This window comes from Kaistia algarum (assembly GCF_026343945.1).
GTDB lineage: Bacteria > Pseudomonadota > Alphaproteobacteria > Rhizobiales > Kaistiaceae > Kaistia > Kaistia algarum.
On record NZ_JAPKNJ010000003.1, the window covers coordinates 158,138 to 184,155 of the forward strand.

General features: G+C 64.7%; 32 protein-coding genes. 15 read left to right on the forward strand and 17 right to left on the reverse strand.

Annotation, left to right across the window (positions count from 1 at the left end; genetic code table 11):
- Window positions 1-4: 4 nt before the first annotated feature.
- The gene (locus OSH05_RS19070; RefSeq protein WP_266352817.1) at window positions 5-433 is read right to left on the reverse strand and encodes a DUF1330 domain-containing protein; all 429 of its coding nucleotides are present in this window, start codon (window positions 431-433) and stop codon (window positions 5-7) included.
- Between the two features lie 111 nt (window positions 434-544).
- Between OSH05_RS19070 and OSH05_RS19075 the strand changes: the two genes are divergently transcribed.
- Entirely contained in the window at window positions 545-880 is a 336-nt protein-coding gene (locus tag OSH05_RS19075; protein WP_104218065.1) for a GIY-YIG nuclease family protein, read from the forward strand.
- 147 nt (window positions 881-1,027) lie between these two features.
- On the opposite strand, the gene OSH05_RS19080 is transcribed toward OSH05_RS19075, so the two are convergent.
- Complete coding sequence (locus tag OSH05_RS19080) at window positions 1,028-1,531, reverse strand: type III secretion system chaperone family protein (protein ID WP_104218064.1); 504 nt, start codon at window positions 1,529-1,531, stop codon at window positions 1,028-1,030.
- 326 nt (window positions 1,532-1,857) lie between these two features.
- Window positions 1,858-2,070: a cold-shock protein gene (locus tag OSH05_RS19085; RefSeq protein ID WP_104218063.1), complete on the reverse strand. Its 213-nt coding sequence runs from the start codon at window positions 2,068-2,070 to the stop codon at window positions 1,858-1,860.
- Between the two features lie 448 nt (window positions 2,071-2,518).
- Here OSH05_RS19085 and OSH05_RS19090 point away from each other — a divergent pair, with 448 nt between their 5' ends.
- Window positions 2,519-3,370, forward strand: coding sequence for a dienelactone hydrolase family protein (locus tag OSH05_RS19090; protein WP_104218227.1), 852 nt, complete (start codon window positions 2,519-2,521; stop codon window positions 3,368-3,370).
- A 478-nt stretch (window positions 3,371-3,848) separates the two neighbouring features.
- Here the strand turns inward: OSH05_RS19090 and OSH05_RS19095 are convergent, their stop codons facing one another.
- From OSH05_RS19095 to lepB, 3 genes are all read right to left on the reverse strand, one after another.
- Complete coding sequence (locus OSH05_RS19095) at window positions 3,849-4,589, reverse strand: hypothetical protein (RefSeq protein WP_104218062.1); 741 nt, start codon at window positions 4,587-4,589, stop codon at window positions 3,849-3,851.
- 144 nt (window positions 4,590-4,733) lie between these two features.
- Complete coding sequence (locus tag OSH05_RS19100; RefSeq protein WP_104218061.1) at window positions 4,734-5,906, reverse strand: MFS transporter; 1,173 nt, start codon at window positions 5,904-5,906, stop codon at window positions 4,734-4,736.
- 101 nt (window positions 5,907-6,007) lie between these two features.
- Window positions 6,008-6,790, reverse strand: coding sequence for a signal peptidase I (gene lepB, locus OSH05_RS19105; protein ID WP_104218060.1), 783 nt, complete (start codon window positions 6,788-6,790; stop codon window positions 6,008-6,010).
- Between the two features lie 187 nt (window positions 6,791-6,977).
- Between lepB and OSH05_RS19110 the strand changes: the two genes are divergently transcribed.
- From OSH05_RS19110 to minE, 5 genes are all read left to right on the forward strand, one after another.
- Window positions 6,978-7,799 (forward strand): SH3 domain-containing protein, encoded by an 822-nt coding sequence (locus tag OSH05_RS19110; RefSeq protein WP_165801510.1) that lies wholly within the window; start codon window positions 6,978-6,980, stop codon window positions 7,797-7,799.
- 157 nt (window positions 7,800-7,956) lie between these two features.
- The gene (locus OSH05_RS19115; protein WP_104218058.1) at window positions 7,957-9,039 is read left to right on the forward strand and encodes an LLM class flavin-dependent oxidoreductase; all 1,083 of its coding nucleotides are present in this window, start codon (window positions 7,957-7,959) and stop codon (window positions 9,037-9,039) included.
- Window positions 9,040-9,202: 163 nt separating this feature from the next.
- Window positions 9,203-9,913 carry a septum site-determining protein MinC gene (minC, locus tag OSH05_RS19120; RefSeq protein WP_104218057.1) on the forward strand — a complete coding sequence of 237 codons (711 nt, stop codon included), beginning with the start codon at window positions 9,203-9,205 and terminating at the stop codon, window positions 9,911-9,913.
- Between the two features lie 26 nt (window positions 9,914-9,939).
- A complete protein-coding gene (gene minD, locus OSH05_RS19125) occupies window positions 9,940-10,755 on the forward strand; it encodes a septum site-determining protein MinD (RefSeq protein ID WP_104218056.1) in 816 nt (271 codons plus the stop codon).
- On the forward strand, window positions 10,752-11,015 hold the full coding sequence (gene minE / locus OSH05_RS19130; protein ID WP_104218055.1) for a cell division topological specificity factor MinE: 264 nt from the start codon (window positions 10,752-10,754) through the stop codon (window positions 11,013-11,015). The genes minD and minE overlap by 4 nt, the downstream gene beginning before the upstream one ends.
- A gap of 21 nt (window positions 11,016-11,036) precedes the next feature.
- On the opposite strand, the gene OSH05_RS19135 is transcribed toward minE, so the two are convergent.
- The 4 genes from OSH05_RS19135 to parA are packed head-to-tail and all read right to left on the reverse strand — an operon-like array spanning window position 11,037 to window position 13,928.
- Window positions 11,037-11,342, reverse strand: a complete 306-nt coding sequence (locus OSH05_RS19135) for a UBP-type zinc finger domain-containing protein (protein ID WP_104218054.1) — start codon at window positions 11,340-11,342, stop codon at window positions 11,037-11,039.
- The gene (locus OSH05_RS19140) at window positions 11,339-13,018 is read right to left on the reverse strand and encodes an FAD-dependent oxidoreductase (RefSeq protein ID WP_104218053.1); all 1,680 of its coding nucleotides are present in this window, start codon (window positions 13,016-13,018) and stop codon (window positions 11,339-11,341) included. The genes OSH05_RS19135 and OSH05_RS19140 overlap by 4 nt, the downstream gene beginning before the upstream one ends.
- A 38-nt stretch (window positions 13,019-13,056) precedes the next feature.
- Window positions 13,057-13,284 (reverse strand): SlyX family protein, encoded by a 228-nt coding sequence (locus tag OSH05_RS19145; RefSeq protein ID WP_104218052.1) that lies wholly within the window; start codon window positions 13,282-13,284, stop codon window positions 13,057-13,059.
- Entirely contained in the window at window positions 13,281-13,928 is a 648-nt protein-coding gene (gene parA / locus OSH05_RS19150; protein ID WP_104218051.1) for a ParA family partition ATPase, read from the reverse strand. The genes OSH05_RS19145 and parA overlap by 4 nt, the downstream gene beginning before the upstream one ends.
- A gap of 177 nt (window positions 13,929-14,105) precedes the next feature.
- Between parA and uvrB the strand changes: the two genes are divergently transcribed.
- From uvrB to OSH05_RS19165, 3 genes are all read left to right on the forward strand, one after another.
- The gene (gene uvrB, locus OSH05_RS19155) at window positions 14,106-16,934 is read left to right on the forward strand and encodes an excinuclease ABC subunit UvrB (protein WP_104218050.1); all 2,829 of its coding nucleotides are present in this window, start codon (window positions 14,106-14,108) and stop codon (window positions 16,932-16,934) included.
- A gap of 341 nt (window positions 16,935-17,275) precedes the next feature.
- On the forward strand, window positions 17,276-17,899 hold the full coding sequence (locus OSH05_RS19160; protein ID WP_104218049.1) for a glycoside hydrolase family 25 protein: 624 nt from the start codon (window positions 17,276-17,278) through the stop codon (window positions 17,897-17,899).
- A complete protein-coding gene (locus tag OSH05_RS19165) occupies window positions 17,899-18,339 on the forward strand; it encodes a hypothetical protein (RefSeq protein WP_133163065.1) in 441 nt (146 codons plus the stop codon). The genes OSH05_RS19160 and OSH05_RS19165 overlap by 1 nt, the downstream gene beginning before the upstream one ends.
- Before the next feature lie 44 nt (window positions 18,340-18,383).
- On the opposite strand, the gene OSH05_RS19170 is transcribed toward OSH05_RS19165, so the two are convergent.
- A complete protein-coding gene (locus OSH05_RS19170; RefSeq protein ID WP_104218047.1) occupies window positions 18,384-19,109 on the reverse strand; it encodes a phytochelatin synthase family protein in 726 nt (241 codons plus the stop codon).
- Window positions 19,110-19,170: 61 nt separating this feature from the next.
- Window positions 19,171-19,998, reverse strand: coding sequence for an SDR family NAD(P)-dependent oxidoreductase (locus OSH05_RS19175; protein ID WP_104218046.1), 828 nt, complete (start codon window positions 19,996-19,998; stop codon window positions 19,171-19,173).
- A gap of 152 nt (window positions 19,999-20,150) precedes the next feature.
- Here OSH05_RS19175 and OSH05_RS19180 point away from each other — a divergent pair, with 152 nt between their 5' ends.
- Window positions 20,151-20,408, forward strand: coding sequence for a hypothetical protein (locus tag OSH05_RS19180; protein ID WP_104218045.1), 258 nt, complete (start codon window positions 20,151-20,153; stop codon window positions 20,406-20,408).
- A gap of 16 nt (window positions 20,409-20,424) precedes the next feature.
- Here the strand turns inward: OSH05_RS19180 and OSH05_RS19185 are convergent, their stop codons facing one another.
- Window positions 20,425-20,775 (reverse strand): lysozyme inhibitor LprI family protein, encoded by a 351-nt coding sequence (locus OSH05_RS19185; RefSeq protein ID WP_104218044.1) that lies wholly within the window; start codon window positions 20,773-20,775, stop codon window positions 20,425-20,427.
- A gap of 88 nt (window positions 20,776-20,863) precedes the next feature.
- On the opposite strand from OSH05_RS19185, the gene arfB reads away from it, so the two are divergent.
- Window positions 20,864-21,283, forward strand: a complete 420-nt coding sequence (gene arfB, locus OSH05_RS19190) for an alternative ribosome rescue aminoacyl-tRNA hydrolase ArfB (RefSeq protein WP_104218043.1) — start codon at window positions 20,864-20,866, stop codon at window positions 21,281-21,283.
- 81 nt (window positions 21,284-21,364) lie between these two features.
- Window positions 21,365-21,619: a GlsB/YeaQ/YmgE family stress response membrane protein gene (locus OSH05_RS19195; RefSeq protein WP_104218042.1), complete on the forward strand. Its 255-nt coding sequence runs from the start codon at window positions 21,365-21,367 to the stop codon at window positions 21,617-21,619.
- Window positions 21,620-21,622: 3 nt separating this feature from the next.
- Here the strand turns inward: OSH05_RS19195 and OSH05_RS19200 are convergent, their stop codons facing one another.
- Window positions 21,623-21,871 (reverse strand): YgaP family membrane protein, encoded by a 249-nt coding sequence (locus OSH05_RS19200; RefSeq protein ID WP_104218041.1) that lies wholly within the window; start codon window positions 21,869-21,871, stop codon window positions 21,623-21,625.
- Window positions 21,872-21,944: 73 nt separating this feature from the next.
- Here OSH05_RS19200 and OSH05_RS19205 point away from each other — a divergent pair, with 73 nt between their 5' ends.
- Window positions 21,945-22,739 carry a DUF72 domain-containing protein gene (locus tag OSH05_RS19205; protein WP_104218040.1) on the forward strand — a complete coding sequence of 265 codons (795 nt, stop codon included), beginning with the start codon at window positions 21,945-21,947 and terminating at the stop codon, window positions 22,737-22,739.
- 199 nt (window positions 22,740-22,938) lie between these two features.
- Window positions 22,939-23,337: a septal ring lytic transglycosylase RlpA family protein gene (locus OSH05_RS19210; protein WP_104218039.1), complete on the forward strand. Its 399-nt coding sequence runs from the start codon at window positions 22,939-22,941 to the stop codon at window positions 23,335-23,337.
- 7 nt (window positions 23,338-23,344) lie between these two features.
- Here OSH05_RS19210 and modC read toward each other — a convergent pair whose 3' ends face one another.
- The 3 genes from modC to modA are packed head-to-tail and all read right to left on the reverse strand — an operon-like array spanning window position 23,345 to window position 25,963.
- On the reverse strand, window positions 23,345-24,418 hold the full coding sequence (modC, locus tag OSH05_RS19215) for a molybdenum ABC transporter ATP-binding protein (protein WP_104218226.1): 1,074 nt from the start codon (window positions 24,416-24,418) through the stop codon (window positions 23,345-23,347).
- Window positions 24,415-25,110 carry a molybdate ABC transporter permease subunit gene (gene modB / locus OSH05_RS19220; RefSeq protein WP_104218038.1) on the reverse strand — a complete coding sequence of 232 codons (696 nt, stop codon included), beginning with the start codon at window positions 25,108-25,110 and terminating at the stop codon, window positions 24,415-24,417. Before modB ends, modC begins: the two co-directional genes overlap by 4 nt.
- Before the next feature lie 55 nt (window positions 25,111-25,165).
- Window positions 25,166-25,963 (reverse strand): molybdate ABC transporter substrate-binding protein, encoded by a 798-nt coding sequence (gene modA / locus OSH05_RS19225; protein WP_104218037.1) that lies wholly within the window; start codon window positions 25,961-25,963, stop codon window positions 25,166-25,168.
- Window positions 25,964-26,018 lie beyond the last annotated feature (55 nt).

The following is a 26,018-nucleotide window of genomic DNA, read 5'->3' on the forward strand; positions in this document are numbered from 1 at the left end:
GACGTCAGCCGACCCGCGCGCTTTCCGTGAGCGGCAGCAGACGCGAATCCTCCAGCGCCGCCGTCCTGTGCCCGAGGCCGGCGAGATAAGCCTCGTCTCTCGCAAAGGCGAGGAAAGCGTCGACGCTCGCTTGCCGGATCAAGAGGACGCGGTCCCAGCGCTCCGCCTCCGGGCCGATCAGGAATGCCCTTCCGTCATAGCTCGCCACGATGCTTCCGCCGCTTCGCCGGAGATGGGGGAGCGTATGGGCGATATAGCGGCTGAACGCCGCCGCGCCCGAGATCGGCGTAGGCGGTGCCAGCGTCGGATCGGCCGAATAGTCGGCTATGGCGCGAAACCGCAGCAGATCGAGCATGGTGACCGGACCCCGGATGGCACGGGCTACGAAAGCCCGGCCCTGGCTTTCCGTCACGCTGAGATAAGGCTCCCTCATCGGCATCGATCTCCCCTTCCTCTGGTTGATTATTTTATCCGGATATTATTGACCGTTCAATAATATCCGGATAAAAATAAGTCAATCTATGACCAGGAAAAGGAGGCGGGGATGAACGGTGAGACCCGCAAAGCGGCGATCGCGGCCTACAAGAAGCGCGAACGCCCGATCGGCATCTATGAACTTCGATGCGGGCCGACGGGAGAGGTATGGGTTGGCCGTACGACCGATCTGGAGGCGATCCGCAATCGCCTGACCTTCACGCTCGATCGCGGCAGCGGCACGGTGCCGAGCCTGCAGAAGGCCTGGCGCGACCATGGCAGCGCGGCGTTCACATTCACCGTGCTGGAGCAGCTGGAAGAGGAGGAAACGGCCTATATCCTCAATGCGCAATTGAAAGAGCGCTGGACGTATTGGCGGGACAGGCTGGACGCGCAGGCGGCCTGACGTCGAGCAGGGGTACCGATCAAGACCGCTCCAATCTTCGTCAGTCCCGTGTAGGCGGAGATATATGAAGGCTGAGACGTTTCGGCTGCTGGCATCCCGGCTTTCGCCGGGATGGCTGGGAATCGGGTGCGGTGGAAGCGGCCCCGCTCAGGCCTCGCCGACCGTCTCGAACATCACGGTTTCGAGCGCTTCGGCGGCAGACTTTCCAGCCCAGACGACAAACTGGAAGGCTTGATAATAGCGCTCGCAACTCTCGACCGCGTTTTCGAGCAGGCCTTCGATCTGGGCTGAATTGGGTTCGGCACCACCCGCCAGAAGCAGCGTCTGACGGTACATGACGACGCCCTCCTTGCTCCAGAGGTCGAAATGGCCGATCCAGAGTTGCTCGTTCACGAGCGAGAGCAGCCGCATCACCTCAAGCTTGCGCGGCTCGGTGACCTTCAGATCGAAGGCGCAGGCGAGATGCACGGCCTCCATGTCTTCCATCCAGGAGAAGGAGACGTGGTAGTCGCACCAGCCTCCGCCGACCGAGATCGTGATCTCGTCGTCTGCCGACCGCTCGAAGCTCCAGTCATTGGCCGCGGCAAAGTTCTCGACACGGTCGAGCGGGTTCGCCTGACGATCTTCTGTCTCGAATTCCATGAGGCTCATAGCCGATCCTCGCGCTTGATCGGTGGATGGGACGCATCAACGGCATTCCGAAAGGGAACCCATGGCTCTCCTTCGTTTCGACCAAGAAATGTCCCTCAGCCAAGGAGGAACGCCCTTGTCTTTTCGAGATCAATGTCGTGGCCTGAGCACGACAGCGCGAATCTCATCTGCCTTCAGTATATAGGGCGGGGCCGGCTTGGCGAGATCACTTTTCTTCGCAACTGCGAACGAAGTGTTGAAATCGCGTGGGGAGCCAAAGCAAACGACGATGATCCGCGCCGGGCCTGGCGGCGCAGATCATGGGGAAAGCCAGTCGCCGCTGTTCGTCAGGCTGGAAGTAGATCCACAGCCTTCGGGCCTTTGCCGCGCTTGTCCGGCTCGGTCTCATAGGAGATCCGCATACCGTCGTTGAGCGCGCCGATGCCGGAGCGCTCCACAGCGGTCACATGCACAAAGACGTCCTTGCCGCCATCATCCGGTGTGATGAAGCCGAAGCCCTTGGACGCATTGAAGAATTTGACGGTTCCCGTCTGACGCATTCCCGGTCCTTCCTTCCGCTCGTAGCCGGCTCATGCCGAAGCCGGCGCTGTCAGGCACTCCGATGTCGGTGAAAGGTCTCAGCGTCTTCAACTGGCGCCCTGAGCCGATGCACTGCAGCGGACCCGATCCTCCAAGCATCGAACGCGGCGTCGTCCAGTCTCCGTCAGCTTCTCGTCTGCCCTCGCCATCAAAGAATGCGATACAAACACCGTGAACGCAACGATATTGCTTGGCCTGCCTAGTCCGTCCCGCCATGAGTTCTGAAACGGCGTCGCGGCGCTCGGTCGGCTACGGCCGGGATCGTGATACGGTATCGGGCGCTAAACACGGCAAGACTTGCGCGCAAGGCTTGATCACGGCCGCTGAAGTCCCAAGTTCAATCCATCGGATGAATTTGAAGGAGGTGTAGCTGTGCCGGAACCGACCCGACCTGTCGTCACGCAGGAGATGATCCGTCTCTATGACGAATATACCCACCTGACGCTCGATCGCCGCGGCTTTCTCGATAAGCTGACACGGCTCGTCGGCAGTTCCGCCGCGGCGGCGGCGATCGTTCCGATGCTCTCTGCGAGCAAGGCGCAAGCCGCCATCATCGCCGCCGACGATGCCCGGATAAGCGCCGAGAAGGTCGGTTTTCCAGGACCTGGCGGCATCACGATTTCGGGCTATCTGGCCCGGCCGGCCAACGCCGGCGGCAAGCTTCCCGCCGTGCTCGTCATTCATGAAAATCGCGGGCTCAATCCGCATCTGGAGGACGTTGCGCGCCGCTTCGCGGCCGACGGCTTCATAGCGCTCGCTGTCGATCTCCTGAGCCGCTCCGGCGGTACGCCGACGGATGAGGACGTTGCCCGGCAGAAGATCGGCGAGTTGGATCCGGCGTTGACAATTGCCGATGCCGTGGCGGCGCTCGAATATCTGAAGACAGCGCCCGGTTCGAACGGCAGGGTCGGCGCCGTCGGCTTCTGCTGGGGCGGCGGGCTCGTCAACCGCCTTGCCGTTGCAACACCGGATCTGGTCGCGGGCGTCGCCTATTACGGCATGCAGGTGCCGGCGGCGGATGTGCCCAAGATCAAGGCGAAGCTGATGCTTCACTATGCGGGTCTGGATGATCGGATCAATGCCGGCATTCCGGCCTATGAGGCGGCGCTGAAATCCACGGGCGTCGACTACCAGATCTTCGTCTATGACGGGGTCAATCACGCCTTCAACAACGATACGTCGACGGCCCGCTACGACGCGGCGGCGGCGAAGCTGGCGTGGTCACGAACGATCGACTTCTTGAAGCAGAATCTTTCCTGACAGGCGCGTAACTCCCTGCCTCGTCATCAAATTGGCACGATCACTGCATATTTAGAGACGAAACATCCGGTTCCAGAAAGCCGCTGGGCTTCAGGGAACCGGATGCCTCTCAGAATCGTTCCCATTTGTATTGCCGAGATCGTCGGAGGGTTGCGTCATGTCCAGACTGGGCGCTGAGAGTTGGCTGGCCGCCGGAGCCGTCTGGCTCCTGATCATGCTGCCGAGCGCCGCCTTTGGCGGCAACGGTCCGGAAGCCACAAGGTCCATTGCCGGAGGAATGGCATCCGTCGTTGAGACATCTCTGGGTCTCGCCGGATTTTAGCCTCGGTACTGACGGCAGGGCATGAACGCGGTACCGTAGACACGGTGTTGAGCCCGTATTGTGGTCTTGCCGCAATTTCAAAGTTCAAGCCGCGCTGGCTTAGTGATCACGGCCCCTCCGCAGGGGCCGTGATTTTTGCAAGGATCCGCGGTTAGCCTAGTAGCAAGGCGGATAGGGGTAATAGCCGCAAGCCGGAGGCGGCGGCGCGTAGGGGTAAGGGTAGGGGTAACGCGGCGCTGTAGCAGCCATTCCAACGGCGGCTCCAACCGCCGCTCCGGCTACAGCCGCGCCAGCCACCGCGCCGGTGCCGTACCAGGCCCCGTGATAGACCGGAGCGTGATAATAGCCCGCGCCGCCCACAACGGTGCCGTGATAGCCGGCGCCGCCGTAATGGGCCGCGAACCAGTCGATGAACACCGCTGCCGGTCCCTTGGCGCCGTCAAGGTTGCCCTCGAGCACCGCGACGTCGAAGGTCAGCGTCGTCCCGTCCAGCTTTGCCGATTTCAGCGTCACGACCGCGTCGCTGACATCCGATCCATCACCGCCGAGAACGGAGACGGTCGCGTTGGGCGGATCGATGCCAAAGCTGTTCTTGCCGACGTCCCACTGTTCGATGAACTGCGCGGTCGTGACGTGGCCGGCGGCCCGGATCGGGCGGTCGGCGAAGACGATGGTGTTGGCGGTGACGCCCGTCAGCACGAGCTTGTTGCCCTCAAGCGTGGCGCCGGCCGAATTGATCACGGCAAGCGACGGCTCGGGCCCGGTCGGCGTGACCTGCCCGATGGTCTTCTGCAGCGGCACATGGGGCTTCTTGGCTGCGTCTTGCGCCGTCGCCGCGCCGCTTGCGAGCAGCAAGCAGCTCAGGACGGCTGACATGGATGCAATATGTCGAATCATATGGGCGAATCCTCCTTGGTTCCGCGGGCAGCTCAATCTGATTAAACCATCCAGACGTGAAATAAATGTACGCAAAGGGCGCTTCGCTCGGTAGGCGCTTGCGATGCCCGGGTGTCCAGACGCGTGAAATGTCGGCGGTGTGACCTATTCGGCAGCGAGCGGAGCCGCTGCGCCGCGTTTCGCCAGATCGCGCGAAGCCAGCGCGATAACGAGTGCTGCCACCGCCAGGGCGGCGCCGACCAGCGGCAGGTGGTCGTAGCTGGCGCCGAACGTCAGCGCGAGCCCGCCAATCCACGCACCGCCGGCATTGCCGAGGTTGAACGCCCCCTGATTGAGCGTCGAGGCCAGGTTCGGCGCTTCCCCGGCGCATTCGATCACCCGCATCTGCAGCGGTGGCACCAGAGTGAACAGCACAACGCCCCAGAGGAAGATCGTGACGCCGGCCGCGATCGGCGAATGGCTTGATATGGTGAACTGCGCCAGCACGAGGATCAGCAGCACGAGCGCGCCGATGATGGTCGCCATCAGCTTCCAGTCGGCGAGACGGCCGCCAACGAGGTTGCCGATCGTGATGCCGAAGCCGAAGAGCAGCAGCATCCAGGTCGTCGTCTGCGGCGAGACGCCGGTCACTTCCTGCAGGATCGGCGCGATATAGGTGAAGACCGAGAACAGGCTCGCCGCCGTCATGACGCTGATCGCCATGGCGAGCCAGACCTGGGCATTGCGGAAGACGCGGAATTCGCTGATCAGGCTGGTCGGCGCCTTTACGCCCTTGGCGCTCGGCACCCAGAATGCGATGGCCGCGACCGAGACGAGGCCGATGGCGACGACGACATAGAAGGTCGAGCGCCAGCTGAAGGCATGGCCGAGTGCCGTGCCTGCCGGAACGCCGAGGATATTGGCGAGCGTCAGCCCGGCAAAGAGCATCGCCATCGCACGGGCCCTCTGGCCATAGGGCACGAGACTCGCCGCGACGATGGCGCCGATGCCGAAGAAGGCGCCATGGCCGAGCGCCGTGATGACGCGGGCCGCCATCAGGAAGGCATAGTTCGGCGCAAGCGCGCAGAGGAGATTGCCGAGACAGAAGAGACAGGCGAGGCCGATCAGTGTCGTCTTGCGCGGCAGCTTGGCCGTCGCCACCGCGATCACCGGTCCGCCAACGACCACGCCGAGCGCATAGCCCGTGATGAGCAGGCCGGCCTGCGGGATTGTCACGCCGAGATCGGCGGCGACGTCCGGCAACAGGCCCATGATGACGAATTCAGTGGTGCCGATGCCGAACGAGGCAACGGCAAGGGCGAAGAGCGCCAAAGGCATGGGAGTTCCGGAAGTCGGGAGAACATCCGGATTAGATGCCAAACCGAACTATTTTGCAACGCAACATTCTATGAAATCCGCCAGCGCTCCGTGATCGGGCGTCAGCGGACAATGGTGAACATGCGGCCGAAGCGGATCGACCAGGGCCACTCCCAGAACTTCCAGAGCGACGAGCGCTCGTCGACGGAAAGGAAAATCATCTGCGCCTTGCCTTCGAGATTTTCGAGCGGGACATAGCCCATCTCGTTCATGACGCGGCTGTCGGCTGAGTTGTCGCGATTGTCTCCCATCATGAAGACATGATCCGGCGGCACCTCGAAGCGTGGCGTATTGTCGAGGTCGCCGTGATCTCCCGCGATCTCGATGATGCGGTGCTTCACGCCGTTGGGCAGCGTCTCTTCATATTGCGGGGCGTCTTCGATCTGGCCGAAGGAATCGCGGTAGGGGTGGGGCGCCATCGGCTGGCGGTCGACCAGCTTGTCGTTGATATAGAGGCGCCCATCCTTCATCTGGACGGTATCGCCCGGCAGTCCGATGACACGCTTGATGTAGTCCTTCGAGCCGTCGAACGTGCCACGGAAAACCGCGATATCGCCCTGGGTGGGCAACTGGCCGAGGATGCGGCCCGAGAAGGGTGCGATGCCGAACGGGAACGAATAGCGCGAATAGCCGTAGGAGTATTTGGAGACGAAGAGATAGTCGCCAATCTCCAGCGTTGGAATCAGAGAGCCCGATGGGATCTCGAAGGGTTGGAACAGGAAGGTGCGGACGATGAGCGCGATGATCAGCGCTTCGGCGAAGACGCGGATGGTTCCGCCGAGGCCGTCCTTCGACGGCTTTTCGGATGCGCTCTTGGCGGACGAGGTCTTTTCGATTTCGGTCATCCGCGCGGGTTCCGGCCTGTTGGGTTGGGCGTCATTTAGGCGAAGCGCAGGCCAACGGCAATCCGCTCCAGAAAAAGTGCTTGATCGGGCCGCCCCGTGTCCGACCGCCACCATATTGTCCGACTCTGCGGCGAAACTTCGTCCCGAAATGGCGGGCGCCGGTTCTATTCAACAAGGGAGAAACGATTTGTCTTCTATCGGCCCAGTAAACCGGGCAGCCGGTCGCCTGTGGCGACGGTTCCGCGCCGGAGGGCTACGGACGCTCGCCCTTTGCGCCGGGCTTGTCCTCGCGCCGTCGCTTGCCCTGGCGGTGAACGGCTTCACGACCGGCAATGTCAACATGCGGACCGGTCCTGGCACCGGCTTCGACAAGATCACGACGCTTCCGGCCGGCATCGGCGTCGAGGTACTCGGCTGTACGAATAATGGCTGGTGCCAGGTTTCGGCCGGCGGACCGCCCGGCTGGATCTCGGGCAGCTATCTCGAACGCATGTCAGGACCGCGACCGGTCTATGAGGGGCCACCAATCGTCGTCCAGCCACCGGTGGTCGTCGAGCCGCCCTATTACGGCCCGGACTACTACGAGCCCGGCTATCCGCCGCCGCCTCCCTATTACCGTCCTGGCTATCGTCCGCCGCCGCCACGCTACTATGACGAACCGGGCTATCGCCCGCCGCCGCCTGGCTATGGGGCTCCTGGCTATCGTCCGCCGCCACCTGGCTATGGTAACCAGCCGGGTTATCGGCCGCCGCCACCCCCCGGTAACCAGCCGGGCTATCGCCCTCCGCCGCCAGGCAACCAACCCGGCTATCGGCCCCCGCCGCCGGGCAATCAGCCGGGCAATAGGCCGCCTCCGCCCGGCAACCCCCCGCCCTATCAGCCGCCGCAGCCCCAGCCGCAACAGCCGCAGCAGCCTGGGCTGATCAAGCCGGGCGTGCAGAAGGTCCAGCCGGGCAAGGGACAGATGTTCCCGTGCCAGCCGGATGCGCTGATCCAGTGTCAGCAATAGGCTAAGCCCGCTTCCTTCCGCCCCGGCGTAGGACCCTGCGCCGGGGCGGTTTTGGTTGACGGTCCGTCTCCCGGGCGGGTCTCGCCAGGAGGTGCAGCCGTCGCCATATATCCATGATTGCCGCGACGCCGCGGCCCGGCGGACGGAGCGCAGAGCGATGGAATTCGGCATCTATACCTTCGGCGACAACATGCCGGACCCGCATACCGGCATCCGGCTCGAACCGGCCCATCGCATGCGCAATCTCCTCGAGGAGATCGAACTCGCCGATCAGGTCGGCCTGGACGTCTTCGGTCTCGGCGAGCACCACCGCCCCGACTACATGATCTCGTCGCCGGAAATGGTGCTGGCCGCTGCCGCCGCGCGCACGAAGACCATCCGCCTGACCAGCGCCGTGACGGTCCTTTCCTCCGACGACCCGGTTCGCGTCTTTCAGCGCTTTGCCACGCTCGACCTGATCTCGAACGGCCGTGCCGAGATCATGGCGGGGCGGGGCTCCTTCATCGAATCCTTCCCGCTCTTCGGCTATGACCTCGCCGATTATGATGAACTCTTTACCGAGAAGCTCGATCTGCTGCTGGCGCTGCGGGAGAGCGAGCGCGTCACCTGGGCGGGCCAGCAGAGGGCAGCGATCAACGATCTCGGTGTCTATCCGCGACCGGTGCAGGAGCCCATCCCGCTCTGGATCGCCGTCGGCGGCACGCCGCAATCCGTCGCGCGCGCCGGCGCCCTCGGCCTGCCACTGGCCATCGCTATCATCGGCGGCGAGCCGGAACGCTTCGCACCGCTGGTGAAACTCTATCGAGAGGCGGCACGCCGCGCCGGTCAGGACGCCGCCAAACTCGCCGTCGGCATCAATTCGCACGGCTTCATCGCGGAAACCTCGCGGGAGGCGGCCGATATTGCCTATGCGCCCTTCACCGAGGCGATGAACCGGATCGGCCGAGAGCGTGGCTGGCCGCCGTCGGGACGTGGCCAGTTCGAGGCCTCGCGCAAGCTGCGCGGCGCGCTCTTCGTCGGCAGCCCGAATGAAGTCGCGGAGAAGATCCTGTTTCAGCACGAGTTCTTCGAGCACCAGCGCTGCCTGATCCAGTTCACCGTGGGCTCGATCCCGCATGACAAGATGCTGAAGTCGATCGAGCTGTTCGGGTCGAAGGTCGTGCCGCAGGTTCGCGCCGCGCTCGCCCGCGCCGGCAACGAATCGGCCCCCGCAGCGCCCGGCGCCGTTAACCTCGCCTAACGCGACGTCGATCGCGGCGGCGTTCGTCAACATTTTTTAGTAGGCCTGGAAGGCCGGAAATCCACGATTTCCGGCCTTCTTTCCATTCGTCCGGTATTGTCATTAACGGGTCGTTAACCACGGTGGCTTCACACATTCCTTAACGAGGAGCGGAAGAGCGATCGTGACTACAGCCACCAAACAGCGTCCGACGATCCGGTTTCGAGGCAGGTCCTTCCTGGCGACGGTCCTGGCACCGCAGATGCCGATTGCCGAATGGCTGGCCGAACTGGAACGCCTCGCTTCGCGTTCCGCCGGCTATTTCGCCCACCGCCCCGTCATTCTCGACGTCTCCGGCCTTCCCATCACGCAGCGGGACTTCAAGGATCTGCTGCAGGCGCTGTTCGAGCGCGACATCAAGGTGATGGGCGTCGAAGGCGCCGACCCGTCCTGGCTCGGCTTCGGCATGCCCCCCTCCGTGAGCGGCGGCAAGCAGACGGAGATCATCCACCGGCCTTCGGCCGAGCCACCCACCGCAGGCAAACCGACCTTCGGCGATCGCGCGATTCCCTCGCTGCTGGTCGAGACGCCGGTTCGCTCCGGCCAGTCGATCATCTTTCCGCAAGGCGACGTGACCGTGCTCGGCTCGGTCGCCTCGGGCGCCGAGATAATCGCCGGCAATTGCGTCCACATCTACGGCACGCTGCGCGGCCGGGCGATCGCGGGTTCCACCGGCAACGCCTCGGCGCGGATCTTCTGCCAGAAATTCGAGGCCGAACTGATCGCGATCGATGGCCTCTACCAGACCGCCGACGAAATCGACGCGAAGTTCCGCGGCAAGGCGATCCAGGCCTGGCTCGCACGCGACCAGATGAACATGGCGGTTCTCGCCTGAGACGAATGCGCGAAGGAGACTAGGAAATGTCGCAGGTTCTGGTGGTGACATCGGGCAAGGGCGGGGTGGGCAAGACCACATCGACCGCGGCGCTGGGAGCCGCCTTGGCGCTCTCGGGCAACCGCGTCGCCGTCGTCGATTTCGACGTCGGCCTGCGCAATCTCGACCTCGTCATGGGCGCCGAGCGCCGCGTCGTCTACGACCTCATCAATGTGGTTCAGGGCGAGGCGAAGCTGCAACAGGCTCTGATCCGCGACAAGCGGCTCGAGACGCTCTATCTGCTGCCGGCCTCGCAGACCCGCGACAAGGACGCCCTGACCGCCGAGGGCGTCGCCCGCGTCATGGCAGAGCTGCGCGACACGTTCGACTGGGTCGTCTGCGATTCTCCCGCCGGCATCGAGCGCGGCGCGATGCTCGCCATGCGCCATGCGGATGTGGCCGTCGTCGTTACCAATCCGGAAGTCTCGTCGGTGCGCGACAGCGATCGGATCATCGGCATGCTCGACGCCAAGACCGAGAAGGCCGAGCGCGGCGAATATATGGAGAAGCACCTGCTTCTCACCCGCTACGACGCAGCGCGGGCCGAACGCGGCCAGATGCTGAAGGTCGAGGATGTGCTCGAGATCCTTTCGATCCCGCTGCTTGGCATCATCCCGGAGAGCGAGGCCGTGCTGAACGCCTCCAATCTCGGCTGCCCGGTGACGCTGAACGCCGCCGAAAGCGCGCCGGCCAAGGCCTATATCGACGCCGCCCGCCGGCTGGAAGGCGACGTGATCCCGATGGTCGTGCCGATGGAACGTCGCGGCCTGATGAGCAAGCTTTTCGGTCGGAGGGCGGCATGACCATCTTCGATTTCTTCAAGCCCGCGCGCTCGGCGCCGGTCGCGCGAGACCGGCTGCAGATCCTGCTTCAGCACGAGCGCGTCAGCGCCGGTGCCAGCGATCTCATCAACGTGCTCCGCGAAGAGATCCTCGCCGTGATCTCCCGCCACGTCGACATCCCGGCCGACAAGGTCCAGGTCAAGATGCAGCGCGGCGACGCGATCTCGACGCTGGAAGTCGAGATCGAACTGCCAAACCCGATCCGCCGCCGCGCGGCGTAAGGGGCACCGAGCCCGCGTTTCTCAGATGAAGCGCGGGATCGGGCCGTCTTGCGGGGTCTGGTCGGGCAGGTCGATGAAGATTTCGTCGACATAGCACCAGCCCCAGCCCTCCGGCGGGTCATAGCCCTCGATGATGGGGTGGGCCGTCGCCTGGAAGTGACGGGTCGCGTGCTGGTTCGGCGACTGGTCGCAGCAGCCGACATGGCCGCAGGTCCGGCATAGCCGCAGATGGACCCACCAACTTCCGATCTTCAGGCATTCCTCGCAGCCCTTGGCGCTCGGCTTCACCGTACGGATCGTGCCGGTATGGGTGCATGCGTCGGTCATGGGCGATCGTCTCCGGTTGGGGGCAGGGCAGGAGCGGCCGAGCGGGCGGCGAGGTAGGCGTGGATCGCGGCGACGACCTGCGCGCCCTCGCCGACGGCGGCGGCCACGCGCTTGACCGACCCGGCACGGACGTCGCCGACGGCGAATATGCCCGGCAGGCTGGTCTCTAGCGCATGGTGAGCGGGACCGGCGCCGGTGAGCACGAAGCCCTTGCTGTCGACGCCGATCGCGCAGCCTTCCAGCCAGCCGGTATTCGGATCGGCGCCGATGAACAGGAAGAGGTGCCGGATCGGGCGGGTCGTCGTCATCCCCGACTGCCGGTGGCGCCACGCCACGCTGTCCAGCGCGCCACTGTTCCCATGCAGTTCGATCACCTCGCTCTGCGTGACGAGTTCGATATTGGGCGTCGCCTGGATGCGGTCGATCAGATAACGCGACATGCTCGCTTCCAGCCCCGGGGCGCGGATGATCATCCAGACCTTTGCGGCCATGCCGGCGAGAAATACCGCTGCCTGACCGGCGGAATTGCCGCCGCCCACAAGCACTGCCTCGGTATCCGCGACCAGCTTTCGCTCCAGCGGCGAGGCCCAGTAGTGGACGCTCGTGCCTTCGAAATCCTCGATCCCCGGAATAGGCGGCCGGCGATAGCGCGCGCCACTGGCGATGACGACCGTCCGCGCCGATGCCGCCTCCGTCGTGCCGAGGCGCAGGCGGAAGCAAGGCGATCCGTCGACCTCCCGCGGCTCGACGAATCGGGCCTCGTCGGGGATGGCGAAGTCGGTGCCGAATTTCTGCGCCTGATTATAGGCGCGCGCCATCAGTGCCATGCCGGTAATGCCGGTCGGGAAGCCCAGATAATTCTCGATCCGGGCCGATGCGCCGGCCTGGCCGCCAAAGGCGCGCGAGTCGAGCACGAGGACGGACAATCCCTCCGAGCCGGCATAGACGGCGGTTGCCAGTCCGGCCGGTCCGGCGCCGACAACCGCGACATCATAGAGCCGGTCCGGATCGATCGTGCCGACGAGGCCCAGACAGCGCGCCAGTTCCTGTTCCGATGGATTGCGCAGGATCTGTCCGGCCGGGCAGAGGACGATGGGCATTTCCTCGGCGGTGAGATGAAGCCGCTCCATCAGCGCGGCCGATGCAGGGTCGGCGGCCGAATCGATCCATTGATACGGGTGGCCGTTGCGGCCGAGGAAGCCCTGGAGCCGCAGCAAGTCGCCTTGGCCGGCGGGAGCCACGATCACCGGCCCGGCACCCGATTCGATCAATCCGACGCGACGCAGAATCAGCGCCCGCATAAGCCGCTCGCCGAGGTCGGCCTCGGCGATCATCAAGGCCCGCAACTTTTCCGACGGAACGAGCAGCGCCTCGACTGCACCCGCCGTGCGCGCGTCGACAAGGGCAGGGCGGCCAGAGAGCTGGCTGAGTTCGCCGACGAATTCGCCATGCCCGTGCTGGACGATCAGATGATCCACCCCGGCGGAATCGCGCCGCGTGACGGCAACCTCGCCGCTGAGGATCAGGAACAGGCCCGGCGATGTTCCCCCAGCGGCAATGATCGAGACGCCGGCGCCATAGAGGACGCGGGAGCCGAAGCGCTCCACGCGTCGGATATCCGCTTCGCTCAAGCGGGGGAACATCTGATCGCGGCGTGTTTCGACTGTCGTGGCCATAGGGTGCGTTCCGCCAGAAGTTCCGCTGTGCGACGTGGTCAATAATGCGGTGGGGGAGGTTCCACCGCAGGCGCTCCAGGCCGAGCGGCGGCTGTTTCGTCGAGTTCGGCTTTCAGTCGGTCATACTGGCGCGTCAACCGGTCGATCACCTTCCACTGTGCGGTGATCATCTCGTTCAGTTCCTCGATCGTGCGCTCCTGGAATGCGGCGCGCGCCTCGAGGTCTTCAACGCGGGTGGCGAGCGTCGGCGGGAAGGAGTCGCTCATGGCGCCGCCACGTCGAGATGACCCTGGAGTTCGGCGGCGACGGCCTCGATTTCCTCGGCGGCCTTGCTGCCGGGGAAGGCCTCCATGACCGTCGAGCCGATCCCCATCGTCGAGCCGAAGGCAACGCGATTGCCGATCCTGGCCGTCAGTGACTCGGCGCCGAGCTCGGCCAGCTTGGCGATCAGCTGCGCGGTGGTCTGGGCGCGGGATGGTGCGCGGTTGATGACGATCACGGCGGGCGGTCCGCCACGCTCGGCGATTTCCAGCGTCGCCTGGGTCGCCCAGAGGTCGACCGGCGTCGGCTGCACCGGAATGGCAATCAGGTCGGCCGATTCGATGACATTGCGCGCTTCGAGGTCCGAGCGCGGCGGCATGTCGATCAGCACGAGGTCATGGTCGCGGGCGAGGCTGCGCGCCTCGCGCTTGGCGCCCCAGCCGCTGGCGGTGCGCAGGATCAGGCCGGTGGCGTCCTCACCCACGCGCCGTTCGCGGATCTCGAACCATTGGCCGAGACTGCCCTGTGGATCGACATCGAGGATGGCGACCCGAAGCTTCCTGGAAAAGGCGACGGCCAGATGGGCCGCGAGAGTCGTCTTGCCCGAGCCGCCCTTCTGCTGCGCGATTACCAGAGTTCTACCGGTCAAATTCTCATCCGTCCGACATCCATTCGCCGCCGCAACGAGGTATCTCCGGGTTGCAATGCAGCATCCTACAGAATGTCGGCGCCTCCGTCTGCCCGTAAAGGCCGAGTGTCCGCGCCGGACGCAAATCTTCGCGGCCGACCCTTCAAATCGGCAATGACTCGTTCTACTTTCGTACCCATGGCCAAACGTCCTCCATCTCCCGGTTTCGGCGAAGCGCCGCAGGCTTCCTTTGAAGGCGAGGCGCTCTCGGGCAACATCGCCGACTGGATCGACGAGATCGCCCGCGCGGCCGATTCCGAGCCGATCGCGCCGAAGCCGAAACGGGCGCCGCGGGCGCGCGGCGAGCGCATGCAGCTCGTCGATTTGCCGGTCGATGCCGGCAAGAAGCCGAAGAAGAAGGCCGGCGAGGCGCAGACGACACATAAGTCCAGCCGCGGGACCTCGATTGGCATTGCCGGTTCGGCGCGCGAGCGCGCGGCCAGCGGATTGATGCCGGTTTCCGGTCTCGACATCGGGCTTGAGGAGGCGGAAGCCGTCGGCAGCCTCGCTTCGTCCTCGGTGACGGCAACGGTGGCGGCGCTGACGGCGCTGATCGAGACCGGGCGCAAGGAAATCGGCGACAAGACCTGGGTGCCGCACCGCCCGCCGCGCCCGGAGAAATCGGAAGGCGGCCAACCCTTCAAGATCGTTTCCGATTTCGAGCCGCGCGGTGACCAGCCGACGGCTATCCGCGACCTGGTCGGCGGCATCGCCGAGCAGGAGCGCGACCAGGTGCTGCTCGGCGTCACTGGCTCGGGCAAGACTTTCACCATGGCCAAGGTGATCGAGGAGACGCAGCGCCCGGCGCTGATCCTGGCGCCGAACAAGACGCTGGCGGCGCAGCTCTATGGCGAGTTCAAGTCGTTCTTCCCGGACAATGCCGTGGAGTACTTCGTCTCCTATTACGACTACTATCAGCCCGAGGCTTATGTGCCGCGAACCGATACCTTCATTGAAAAGGAATCGTCGGTAAACGAACAGATCGACCGCATGCGCCATTCGGCGACGCGATCGCTGCTGGAGCGCGACGACGTCATCATCGTCGCCTCGGTGTCGTGCATCTACGGTATCGGCTCGGTCGAGACCTATACGGCGATGACCTTCGGCATCGAGGTCGGCGAAAAGCTCGACCAGCGGCAATTGCTCGCCGATCTCGTGGCCCTGCAATACAAGCGGCAGGACCTGAACTTCGTCCGTGGTTCTTTCCGCGTGCGCGGCGATACGGTCGAGATCTTTCCGGCCCATCTGGAGGATCGCGCCTGGAGGATCTCCCTGTTCGGCGACGAGGTCGAGAGCATCACCGAGTTCGATCCGCTGACCGGTACCAAGACGTCCGAGCTGAAATTCGTCAAGGTCTACGCCAACTCCCACTATGTGACGCCGAAGCCGACGCTCGCCCAGGCGATCCAGTCGATCAAGACCGAGCTGCGCGGGCGTCTGGCCGAACTGGAAGCCGCCGGGCGGTTGCTGGAAGCGCAGCGGCTGGAGCAGCGCTGCCGCTTCGATATCGAGATGATCGAGGCGACGGGTTCCTGCGCTGGCATCGAGAATTATTCGCGCTATCTGACCGGCCGCCTGCCGGGCGAGCCACCGCCGACCCTGTTCGAATATCTTCCCGACAATGCGCTCGTCTTCACCGATGAGAGCCATGTCACGATCCCGCAGATCGGCGGCATGTATCGCGGCGACTTTCGGCGCAAGGCGACCTTGGCGGAATATGGTTTCCGCCTGCCGTCCTGCATGGATAACCGGCCGCTACGCTTCGAGGAATGGGACGCGATGCGTCCGCAGACCGTCCATGTCTCGGCGACGCCGGGCGGCTGGGAAATGGACGCGACCGGCGGCGTCTTCGTCGAGCAGGTCATCCGCCCGACCGGTCTGATCGATCCGCCGGTCGAGATCCGGCCTGCCAAGAGCCAGGTCGATGATCTGCTGGGCGAGGTGCGCGAGGTCGCGAAGAAGGGCTATCGCACGCTCGTCACGACGCTGACCAAGCGCATGGCCGAGGATCTGACCGAATATCTGCACGAGAATGGCGTCCGCGTCCGCTACATGCATTCCGACGTCGATACGCTGGAGCGGATCGAGATCATCCGCGATCTGCGGCTCGGTGCCTTCGACGTGCTGATCGGCATCAATCTACTGCGCGAGGGCCTCGACATTCCCGAATGCGCGTTGGTGGCGATCCTGGATGCCGACAAGGAAGGCTTCCTGCGTTCCGAGACGTCGCTGATCCAGACGATCGGCCGCGCGGCACGCAATGTCGACGGCAAGGTCGTGCTGTATGCCGATCACATCACCGGCTCGATGGAGCGGGCGATGGCCGAGACGGCACGACGGCGCGAGCGGCAGACGGCCTATAATGTCGAGCACGGCATCACGCCGGAATCGGTCAAGAAGTCGATCGGCGACATCATGGCCTCGGTCTATGAGCAGGACCATGTGACCGTCGATGCCGGCCTCGCCGATGCGCCGATGATCGGCAACAATCTGAAGGCGCATCTCGGCGATCTCGAAAAGCGCATGCGCGAAGCGGCGATGAACCTCGAATTCGAGACCGCGGCGCGGCTGCGCGACGAGATCAAGCGGCTCAAAGAGACCGAACTTGCGATCGCCGACGATCCGCTGGCGCGCCAGTCTGCGATCGACGACCGCACCGGCGGCTATCAGGGCGAGAAGAAATATGGCCGTGCCGCCAACCTGCCGCCGGAACCGTCAAGCCGTGCCCGCAAGAACGATCTGAACGAGATGACGGTGAAGAGGACCGAAATCCCCGCCGGCACCCGCGCGCGCAAGCCGACGCTCGACGAGATGGGCGAAAGCTCGAACATGACGAGCAAGGCCGCCGACGAGCATGAACGCCCGCAGCGTCCCGACCCGATGACGACCAATCACCGACCGGGCGGCAGGTCGATCGGCGGGCGGGCGGGGAGCCATGCGGGGAAGAAGGGACCGAAGCGACGGTAGGGGTGGGGCACGCGATCTCTGCCCCTGCCACCAGCTCCTAACAGTCGTTCCAGCGTCTGGACGCCACACTATTTTGTCGTGCCCGGCCGGAACTTTAGGTTGGCGCTTCAGCAACCCTTCTTCGCGATCGTCTGGTCCGCCGCTTCTTGAGTTGAGCATGGCTGCTCACAACAGCCTGCTACGACATGCGACGGCTACCGGGTGCAGGCTAGAAGCGGCAAGCCGAAGACGAGCCCGCTCAGAGTCTCGATAGGAAAATACTCGTCAAAAGAGTATTTGTTGACGTTACAATTTTTAGGAGCAGACTGCCGAGGCGTGTTGAACGCTTCGGGAGGGTGCTCATGGTCGCTGGAAGCAACGTCGTCGTAGACATTTCCCATCACAATGGCCCGGTTGGCTTTGGCAAGCTGGCTGCTGCAGGGATTGTCGGGGTCATTCAGAAGGCAACCCAAGGCCAGAGTGGCCGCGATCCGACCTATGGACCCAACAGGAAGAAGGCGCTTGCCGCTGGCCTGTTGTGGGGTGCCTATCATTTCGCCACCGGCAGCGACGGCCTGAAGCAGGCCGACAATTTTCTGGATGCCGTGGGGGACTTCGATTCCACCGTCCTTGTGCTGGATTTCGAGCCGAACCCGACCGGTCCCAGCATGTCCCTCGAGGAAGCACGCTCCTTCGTGTCCCGAATCCATGATGTCACGGGCCGCTACCCAGGCTTCTACTCCGGCCACTACATCAAGCAACTTCTCGGCACCGGGTCCGATCCGGTGCTTGCGAAATGCTGGTTCTGGCTTGCCCAATATGGTCCGACGCCGGTAGTGCCGCCGAATTGGACCACGTGGACGCTGTGGCAATACACCGACGGTGCCATGGGCCCGCAGCCGCATGGCGTGCCGGGTGCCGGCCGCTTCGATCGGGATACCTACAACGGTGACGTGGCGTCCTTGAAGGCGTTCTGGGGCACGTGATGCGCAAAAGAATGCCTCGCGGTGAAGCCGCCAGATCAAAGATAGCGTCGATCATCCTGGCGATAGTGCTGGCGGGAGGATGTACGCCTGCGATCGCCTCGTCGCGATTTCTTTGCGTGGTCGGCGCAACCATCGCCTGTCCCAACGACAGGTGCACGACGAAACCTGCCGACGATGAACCTCCAGCTTTCAACCTGGATCTGCGCAAGCGCTCGGCTGGTTTGATGGACGGCGAAGGCACTCGCAGTGGCCGGATCGATGTCCGCGAGGACAAGGACAGCTTTGCCATCGTCGGCAAGTTCGGACCTGCGCGTCAGGGAAAGCGGCTGGTATCCGAAGAGGCGTCGGACTCTATGGTGGCCTCGCTTTACATCGAGAAGTCGACACGGAAGTTCGTCGGCATCCTGCATGGGGCCGTCATTCAGGGGGAATGCGATTGATGGGCGGGACGCCATTGGCCAACAGCTGACTAGGCCAACGGAGACTACGGCCCCACCTTCTTCGCAATCAGCACATAGCCCCGCGACCTGTTCCCATTGTCCGAATCCGGTGTGTTCATCGCGGCGTAGAGATCGGCGCTCGTGACCCATACCGGGGGATATTTGTAGCGGGCGACGTCGAGGATCAGGAAGCGGTCGGTGTCTTCGTCATAGGCGGCGAGCGGCGAAATGTGGCCGCCGGTCTGCTGGCCCATCGCCTTGCGCAGATAATTGACGATGACGAAATGGCCGTCCTTCGCCAGATAGTCGCGCGCTTCGGTGCGGAAGGTGTCGAGGCTGGTGTCGGCGGCATGGCGGACCGTCGCCTCGACCGGCTTGGTAGCGATGGCCGCGCCGAGTTGGTCGAGCGTCATGCCCATCTTCAGGATCGTCGCCTTCGGGATCACCACCTCGGTCTTGTCGTCGAGGACGTTGTCCTGCGTGAAAGTGTTGTAGGGCACATATTCCGGCACGGCAGGCGCCGGGATGGCCATGGCGTTGAACACCATGGTCATCGAGGCTACGCCGCAGAAGGACTGGGTCTTCTGGGTGACGAAATTGTCGGCGAGCGAAAAATAGGCCTCGCGCGCCTCGGCGCCGACGAGCAAAGCCTCGCCTGCATCGGTCGACGCGCCGACGAGATTGGCGGGGAGGGGAAGCGTCTGCGCAAAGGCGATGGCAGGCGCGAACAACAGCGCGTAGCCCAGGATCCGCAACTGGCGAAGGCTCATGGCAGCTCTCCTTACGAGAGCCGCATCATGGCGCAATCCGCGCGCCGCAACCATACTTGGTCTACCCCTTCAAAAACGCCTTGAACTTGTCGCCCCAATCCTTGTGCCAGCGCGACAGGGGCGGGCGGTTTTCGGCGATGTCGCCGGCGGCCCAGAGGATGCGCTTTTCGTCGGTGGCGCGGTCGACATCATTGTCGGGGCAGAGGATGTAGAAATCGCCGCGCTCGATCGAGGCCAGCATGAAATCGATCGTCTGTTCCGGCGTCCAGGCGCCGGCCGGCTTTTCGGTGCGGCCCTCGGTGGTGAGGTGGGTCCAGACGAAGCCGGGGATCAGCAGCTTGGCCTCGACCTTGCCGCCCTCGATATTGCGCAGTTCGTGCTGGAGACCCTCGGTCAGCACCTTCACGCCGGCTTTGGAAACATTGTAGGCGGTATCGCCCGGCGGCGTGGTGATGCCCTGCTTCGAGCCGGTATTGATGACGAGGCCTGGACGGCCGGAGGCGATCATGCCCGGCACGATCGCCTGCACCCCATGGACGATGCCCCACAGATTGGTGCCGATGACGCGCTCCCAACTGGGAAGTTCGCCGAGCGCCGGGCCGCCATTTCCCGTGCCGGCATTGTTCATCAGCACGTTGATAGGGCCGAAGCGGGAAAGTACGGCCTCGCGCAGCGCCTCGACGGCCTCGCGCTTCGAGACGTCCGTACGCACAGCGAGCGCATCCGGTCCGAGCTCGGCGGTCGCGGCATCGAGCGCTTCCAGCCGGCTGTCGGCGATCGCGACATGGAGGCCGAGCGCGCGAAATTTCTTCGCCGCTGCGAGCCCGATCCCGGACGCTCCCCCGGTGATGAGCGCGACATGATTCGGGGCGATAGCGGGGTGGGTCATGGCGAGGTTTCCTGTTTCGTCCTGGCGCAGAGGCCGCGGCCGCGTTGCTCCCGCCATCTTCTCATTCGAGCCGGTCGGGGAACCGTGGCTATAAAAGCGCCTTCATCGATCTATATCGATAGAAGGTCTTTCCAGCGACAAGGATCCATCCGATGCGCCGACTGCTTCTCGCTCTGCCGCTCCTTCTCATGGCTGCGCCCGCCGCCTTCGCCTGTACCGAGGACGAATTGCAGGCGAAGGCGATCCAGCTTTCCGATCTCGTCAAGACGATCGTCGCCAGCGACCCCAGCAAGGCCGATGCGTGGCGCGAGAAGCAGATCCAGGTAGACCGCACGGCCGAGCGCACGACCAATCTTGATGAGATCTGCGCCGCCTATGACAAGGCGATCAGCGAGGCGAAGCCGCAATAGCGGTGGGCCGGCACCTTCAGAGGCCGAACTGCGCCTGCCAGCCGCGCAGCTTGTCGATCCGCCGTTCATAGGCGCGGGCGACGCAGCCATTATCGTAGCCGCAGGCGTTGCGGCGGGCGATCCAGTTCGTCTGCTCGCCCTTGATCTGCCGGACGGCCCAGCCCGGCGCGTAGTTGGTCAGGCGGAAATAGCGTTGCGCCATCTCCTGGTCGAGTTCGCCGAGGCCGGGGCTGTTGCAGATGGCCATTTCGACGGGAAGGCTCGCCCGGGCGCAGTTGAAGGACGCGGCGTTGGCGGGGCCTGCCATGATCGCCATGGCGAGAGCGGCGCCGCCGATGGCCAGGGATGTCGCAACAAAGCTCTTCATAACGGTTCTCCTCCCGATCGGCTCGCCCTGAGGCCGGGCCTGTGTCATATCGCTGGTCTGAATTAGGACGGCCCGGAGGCCCGCCGCCATGATCCCCGTCACAGACACGATCTTTCTCGACGAGAGCGAGATTGAGGAGAGCTTCATCCGCTCGTCCGGTCCGGGCGGGCAGAACGTCAACAAGGTGTCGAGCGCCGTGCAGATCCGCTTCGATGCGCGCCGCTCGCGCTCTCTGCCGGACGCCGTAGCGGTAAGGCTGATGCGGCTGGCCGGATCGAAGCTGACGCAGGACGGCGTCATCGTCATCACGGCGCAGCGTCATCGCGACCAGGCGAGGAACCGGGTTGATGCGGTGGATAGGCTGGTTGGGCTCATCCGCGAGGCCGTGCCCCCGCCAGTCCCGAGGCGTGCAACCAAGCCGACCAAGGCCTCGAAGGAGAGGCGCCTCGAGGGCAAGGCCAACCGCTCCGGCGTGAAGTCGATGCGCGGCCGGATCAAGTTGGACTGACCGCCTCGTCAAACGGTCGTTTCGCGTGCAGGATGAGCTTCGTAGGCGCGATGTCGCGACTCACTGCGGAGGAAGCTGTTCATGGGCATCATCTGGACGATCATCATCGGCGGCGTCGCCGGCATCATCGCGAAGTTCATTACCCCCGGCGACAATGAGCCAAAGGGCTTCATCCTGACGATTCTGCTCGGCATAGCCGGCGCCTTCATTGCTACCTGGCTCGGCCAGGCGATCGGCTGGTATGGGCCGAACGATCAGGCCGGGTTCATCGGCGCGATCGTCGGCGCGGTCATCCTGCTGCTGATCTGGGGCGCGGTCGTCCGCAAGCGCGGCTGACGGTTAGCGAGCCCGGGGGTCCGGATCGCCGAAGCGTTCCTCGAATGCTTCGGTGATCGGGCAATGGCCGGTGGCGCCGCGATAGGCGAGGTAGGAACCGGTCGCGAGAGCCAGCACGGAAAGGAAGCGGTTCGGCCGTGGCCGGACCGATGCGGCGGCGAGCACCAGCCCCGCAATTACGGACAGGGTGCGTCCTGCCGGGGAAATCTCCGGAACGACGACGGGCGGCTGCTGTCTTGAGCGAAAGATCATGTCTTATCTCCTGGACTACTGACCGCATAACGCCGTGGAAGCGGCTCCGTTCCCGGCGAGCGAGGTTTCCCTCATGATCTATGTCGGCATTGGCGGCTGGGTATTTGAGCCCTGGCGCGGCACATTCTATCCGGACAAGCTGCCACAGAAGCGCGAACTCGAATACGCATCGGGCAAGCTCACCGCGATCGAGGTGAACGGCACCTATTATGGCTCGCAGAAGCCTGAGAGCTTCCGCAAATGGGCGGCTGACACGCCTGAGGGCTTCGTCTTCTCACTGAAGGGCTCGCGATTCACCACCAATCGCCGTGTCCTCGCGGAGGCGGGGGAGTCAATCGACCGCTTGATCGGCAGCGGAATCACGGAACTTGGCGCGAAGCTCGGGCCGATCAACTGGCAGTTCATGGAGACGAAGAAGTTCGACGCGGAGGACTTCGAGGCCTTCCTGGCGCTGCTGCCGAAGGCGGTCGACGGAGTGCGTCTTCGCCATGTCGTCGAAGTGCGCCACGAGAGCTTCCAGACACCCGAATTCATCGACTTGGCGCGCCGATATGGCGTCGCCATCGTGCTCGCGGACTCGGTCAAGTTCCCGATGATCGCCGATCCGACCGCTCCCGACTTCGTTTATGCGCGGCTCCAGGATGCCAGCGAGGGCGAAGAACTGGGCTATTCCGCCGCAGCCCTGGACCTGTGGCGGGACCGGGCGCTGGCCTGGGAGCGCGGCGGTGTGCCGGACGACCTGCCGCTCCTCGCCGAGCCGCCTAAGGAAAACGGGCCGCGCGACGTTTTCCTGTTCATGATCAATGGCTTCAAGCCGAAGGCGCCGCATGCCGCCATGGCCTTGATTGAGCGGCTTCGCCGCGGCTGAGTCCGACCTTCGCAGGCTCCGGAGTCAGGCTGGCGGCAGCCGCTTCTTTGCCGTCTCAGCGCCAAACCGCTGGTTTGGTTGACAATCCCTGCCGTATTCTCGCCTTTTTCGTCCCATTGATAAACAACGAAGCCTTTGTCGTTTCGGGAAATCGGGTGTGGTCCGCGCCAAGCGAGCGCGAATAGCAGAGAGATACGTTTTGAGTTCCAAGCTACGTCTCGCGGCGATTGCCGCTGCCTTCGTTGCCGCCACAGCGGCATATTCGGTGGGAACGAAGCCGGCGGAAGCCGGAAGCCAGTGCGGCAGGGCCTCCTGGTACAAGCTCGGCGGCAAGACCGCGAGTGGCGAACGCAACAATCCGAGCGCCCTGACGGCGGCGCATCGCTCTCTCCCTTTCGGCACTCGCGTCAAGGTCGAGAACCTCAAGAACGGCAAGTTCGTGGTCGTGCGGATCAATGATCGCGGACCGTTCACCGGTGGTCGTGTCATCGACCTCTCCCGCGCCGCGGCCCAGCAGATCGGCATGCTGTCGAGCGGCACTGCCAAGGTCCGCCTCGTCGTCGACGGCGGCAATCTACGCGGCGCCTGCCCGGCCTGAGGCCGGCTCAACCCCTCCGCTCTTCCAGAGCTACCGCCTTGACCAGCACGGTGACCGACAGGCCCGGCGCCAGTTCGAGTTCGCGGGCGGCGTCGCGCGTGATGCGCGCGACCAGCGGTTCGCCGCCAATGTCGAGACGGACGGCGACATCGGGGGGGCTGCGCTCGGCGATCTCGAGGACCGTCGCGTTGAGGCGGTTCCTTACCGATAGCCGGCCCGGCTCGCCGACGGCGAGCGTCACGTCGCGCGAGCGGATGCGCAGGCGTACCCGGCTGCCGGCCGGCTTGCCGACATGGGGAACCAGCAGCGGGCCAGCAGGATGGTCGAGACGGCTCAGCCCGTCGCGTTCCGGCTCCGCCGAAACCGTGGCCGTCAGCACGGCGCCGGCCTCGAAATCGCCATCCGAGTCGATCGCGGCGAATATCTCTCCGACGGGACCGCTCGCCGCGACGCGCCCGCCTTCGATCCGCACCACCTGATCGGCGAGGCGGGCGACCTCATCGACCGAATGGCTGACATAGACGATCGGCAGCTTCATCTCGTCGCGCAGGCGCTCGATGAAGGGCAGGATTTCGGCCTTGCGCGCGCCGTCCAGCGCCGCCAATGGCTCATCCATCAACAGACACTCGGGGCTGGAGAGCAAGGCGCGGCCGATGGCGACGCGCTGTTTCTCGCCCCCGGATAGATCGCGTGGCCAGCGCGCCAGCAGGTGGCCGATAGCGAGTAGATCCACGATCGCGTCGACATCCCCCCAGCGGCGCGCTTTCGGCGTGAGCCAGCGGCCATAGGTCAGATTGGCGCGCACCGACAGATGCGGGAACAGGCGCCCTTCCTGGAACACATAGCCGATCCGCCGCTTTGGCGGCCGCAGGAAGATGCCGGATGCGGTATCGGCGAGGACGCGGCCGTCCAGCACGATCACTCCATCATCGGGGGCGATCAGGCCGGCGATGAGATTGACCAGCGTCGTCTTGCCCGAACCGGAGGGGCCGAACAGAGCCGTGAGACCGCCGCTGGCTTCAAAGCGCATATCGAGCGCGAATGTGCCCAGCCGCTTGCGAACGTCCACCCGCAGCGTCACGGCTTGCTCTCCCGGCGGATGCGCGCGGCGAGCCATTCGGACAGCAGGATGGCAGCGATCGAGATGGCGATGGAGACCAGCGTGAGCCGCAAGGCCGCCTGATCGCCATCCGGCGACTGGAGCAGCGCATAGATCGCGGAGGGGATGGTCTGCGTCTCGCCGGGGATGTTCGAGACGAAGGTGATCGTCGCGCCGAACTCGCCAAGCGAGCGGGCGAAGGCGAGGACGAGGCCGGCGAGGATACCGGGGAGGGCAAGGGGCAGCGTTACGGTCAGGAACACCATGGCGCGGTCGGCGCCGAGCGTCGACGCGGCATCCTCAAGCTTGCGGTCGATCGCGTCGATCGAGAGACCGATGGCGCGCACCATGAGCGGGAAGCCCATGACGGCCGCGGCCAGCGCGGCGCCTGTCCAGCGAAAGGCGAACACGAGGCCAAAGGTCTGGTCGAGAAAGGCGCCGATCGGTCCCTTGCGGCCAAACGCTATCAGCAGCAGGTAGCCGGTGACGACCGGCGGCATCACCAAGGGTAGCGAGACGAGGCCGGCAAGGAGCGAGCGGCCGGGAAAGCGGACGCGCGACAGCAGCATGGCCATGGCGATGCCGACCGGCAGGCTCGCCAGCGTCGCGACGCTGGCGACCTTCAGGCTGAGGCCGATCGCCGTCCATTCGTCGGCGGTGAAGAGCGAGTCCATCGGCTCATTTCTGACCGGATTCGGGCCCGGCGGCTACGCGGTTGATGCCGGCGGCTCAACCCTTCGCGCCGACGAGGGTGAAGCCCTGGGCCTCGAAGGCGGGCTTTGCCTCTGGCGAGAGCAGGAAGCTCAAGAACGCCTTGGCATCGGCGCTGGTCCCCCTCTTGGTGAGGGCGACCGGGTAGACGATTGGCGGATGGCTGTCCTCCGGGAAGGTCGCGATCACTTTCACGGCCGGCTCGGCATGGGCGTCGGTGCCGTAGACGATGCCGAACGGCGCCTCGCCCCTGGCGACGAATGCCAGAGCGGCGCGGACATTGTCGGCTTGCGCGACATGCGGCTCGACGGCCGCCCAGACGCCGAGCTTCTCCAGCGCCGCCTTGCCATATTTGCCGGCCGGGACCGAGGCGACGGTTCCCATGGCGAGCTTGCCGTCCTTGCCGAGGGCCTCGGCGAGCGGGAAGTCCTTGGCGACGGTCAGCGAAGCGGTCGAATCCTTCGGCGCCACCAGCACCAGCGTGTTGCCGAGCAGCGTCACGCGCGAGGCGGTATCAATCAGGTCCTTTTTGGCCAGATAGTCCATCCAGTCGAGATCGGCCGAGAAGAAGATGTCGGCCGGCGCCCCGGCCTCGATCTGCTTGGCGAGGGCCGAGGAGGCGGCATAGCTGACGGCGATGTCCTTGCCAGTCTTCGCCTTGTAGGCGGAGGTTGCCGTGTCGAGCGCGTTTTTGAGGCTGGCGGCCGCGAAGACCGTGACGTCGGCGGCGCGAGCGATGCCGGCTCCGAGGGGCGCGGCGAGGAGGAGGGCGCCGGCAAGGGCGAGAAGGCTGCGGCGAAGGCGGCTCGGCGACATGGAGGGTCTCCCTGAAGGTTATCGACATTTCTGCACGGAAATGTCGATGGGATCA

Bases quoted from the DNA above. Each gene is read 5' to 3' on its own strand.
- arfB (WP_104218043.1), top strand. From the start codon at position 20,864: ATGATCCCCGTCACAGACACGATCTTTCTCGACGAGAGCGAGATTGAG.
- OSH05_RS19185 (WP_104218044.1), bottom strand. From the start codon at position 20,775: ATGAAGAGCTTTGTTGCGACATCCCTGGCCATCGGCGGCGCCGCTCTC.
- OSH05_RS19195 (WP_104218042.1), top strand. From the start codon at position 21,365: ATGGGCATCATCTGGACGATCATCATCGGCGGCGTCGCCGGCATCATC.
- OSH05_RS19200 (WP_104218041.1), bottom strand. From the start codon at position 21,871: ATGATCTTTCGCTCAAGACAGCAGCCGCCCGTCGTCGTTCCGGAGATT.
- OSH05_RS19095 (WP_104218062.1), bottom strand. From the start codon at position 4,589: ATGATTCGACATATTGCATCCATGTCAGCCGTCCTGAGCTGCTTGCTG.
- OSH05_RS19140 (WP_104218053.1), bottom strand. From the start codon at position 13,018: ATGGCCACGACAGTCGAAACACGCCGCGATCAGATGTTCCCCCGCTTG.
- minD (WP_104218056.1), top strand. From the start codon at position 9,940: ATGTCGCAGGTTCTGGTGGTGACATCGGGCAAGGGCGGGGTGGGCAAG.
- minE (WP_104218055.1), top strand. From the start codon at position 10,752: ATGACCATCTTCGATTTCTTCAAGCCCGCGCGCTCGGCGCCGGTCGCG.
- OSH05_RS19070 (WP_266352817.1), bottom strand. From the start codon at position 433: ATGAGGGAGCCTTATCTCAGCGTGACGGAAAGCCAGGGCCGGGCTTTC.
- OSH05_RS19205 (WP_104218040.1), top strand. From the start codon at position 21,945: ATGATCTATGTCGGCATTGGCGGCTGGGTATTTGAGCCCTGGCGCGGC.
- OSH05_RS19090 (WP_104218227.1), top strand. From the start codon at position 2,519: ATGATCCGTCTCTATGACGAATATACCCACCTGACGCTCGATCGCCGC.
- OSH05_RS19160 (WP_104218049.1), top strand. From the start codon at position 17,276: ATGGTCGCTGGAAGCAACGTCGTCGTAGACATTTCCCATCACAATGGC.
- modA (WP_104218037.1), bottom strand. From the start codon at position 25,963: ATGTCGCCGAGCCGCCTTCGCCGCAGCCTTCTCGCCCTTGCCGGCGCC.
- OSH05_RS19100 (WP_104218061.1), bottom strand. From the start codon at position 5,906: ATGCCTTTGGCGCTCTTCGCCCTTGCCGTTGCCTCGTTCGGCATCGGC.
- modB (WP_104218038.1), bottom strand. From the start codon at position 25,110: ATGGACTCGCTCTTCACCGCCGACGAATGGACGGCGATCGGCCTCAGC.
- OSH05_RS19145 (WP_104218052.1), bottom strand. From the start codon at position 13,284: ATGAGCGACTCCTTCCCGCCGACGCTCGCCACCCGCGTTGAAGACCTC.
- lepB (WP_104218060.1), bottom strand. From the start codon at position 6,790: ATGACCGAAATCGAAAAGACCTCGTCCGCCAAGAGCGCATCCGAAAAG.
- OSH05_RS19085 (WP_104218063.1), bottom strand. From the start codon at position 2,070: ATGCGTCAGACGGGAACCGTCAAATTCTTCAATGCGTCCAAGGGCTTC.
- OSH05_RS19175 (WP_104218046.1), bottom strand. From the start codon at position 19,998: ATGACCCACCCCGCTATCGCCCCGAATCATGTCGCGCTCATCACCGGG.
- OSH05_RS19115 (WP_104218058.1), top strand. From the start codon at position 7,957: ATGGAATTCGGCATCTATACCTTCGGCGACAACATGCCGGACCCGCAT.
- uvrB (WP_104218050.1), top strand. From the start codon at position 14,106: ATGGCCAAACGTCCTCCATCTCCCGGTTTCGGCGAAGCGCCGCAGGCT.
- OSH05_RS19170 (WP_104218047.1), bottom strand. From the start codon at position 19,109: ATGAGCCTTCGCCAGTTGCGGATCCTGGGCTACGCGCTGTTGTTCGCG.
- OSH05_RS19075 (WP_104218065.1), top strand. From the start codon at position 545: ATGAACGGTGAGACCCGCAAAGCGGCGATCGCGGCCTACAAGAAGCGC.
- OSH05_RS19165 (WP_133163065.1), top strand. From the start codon at position 17,899: ATGCGCAAAAGAATGCCTCGCGGTGAAGCCGCCAGATCAAAGATAGCG.
- OSH05_RS19180 (WP_104218045.1), top strand. From the start codon at position 20,151: ATGCGCCGACTGCTTCTCGCTCTGCCGCTCCTTCTCATGGCTGCGCCC.
- OSH05_RS19080 (WP_104218064.1), bottom strand. From the start codon at position 1,531: ATGAGCCTCATGGAATTCGAGACAGAAGATCGTCAGGCGAACCCGCTC.
- OSH05_RS19135 (WP_104218054.1), bottom strand. From the start codon at position 11,342: ATGACCGACGCATGCACCCATACCGGCACGATCCGTACGGTGAAGCCG.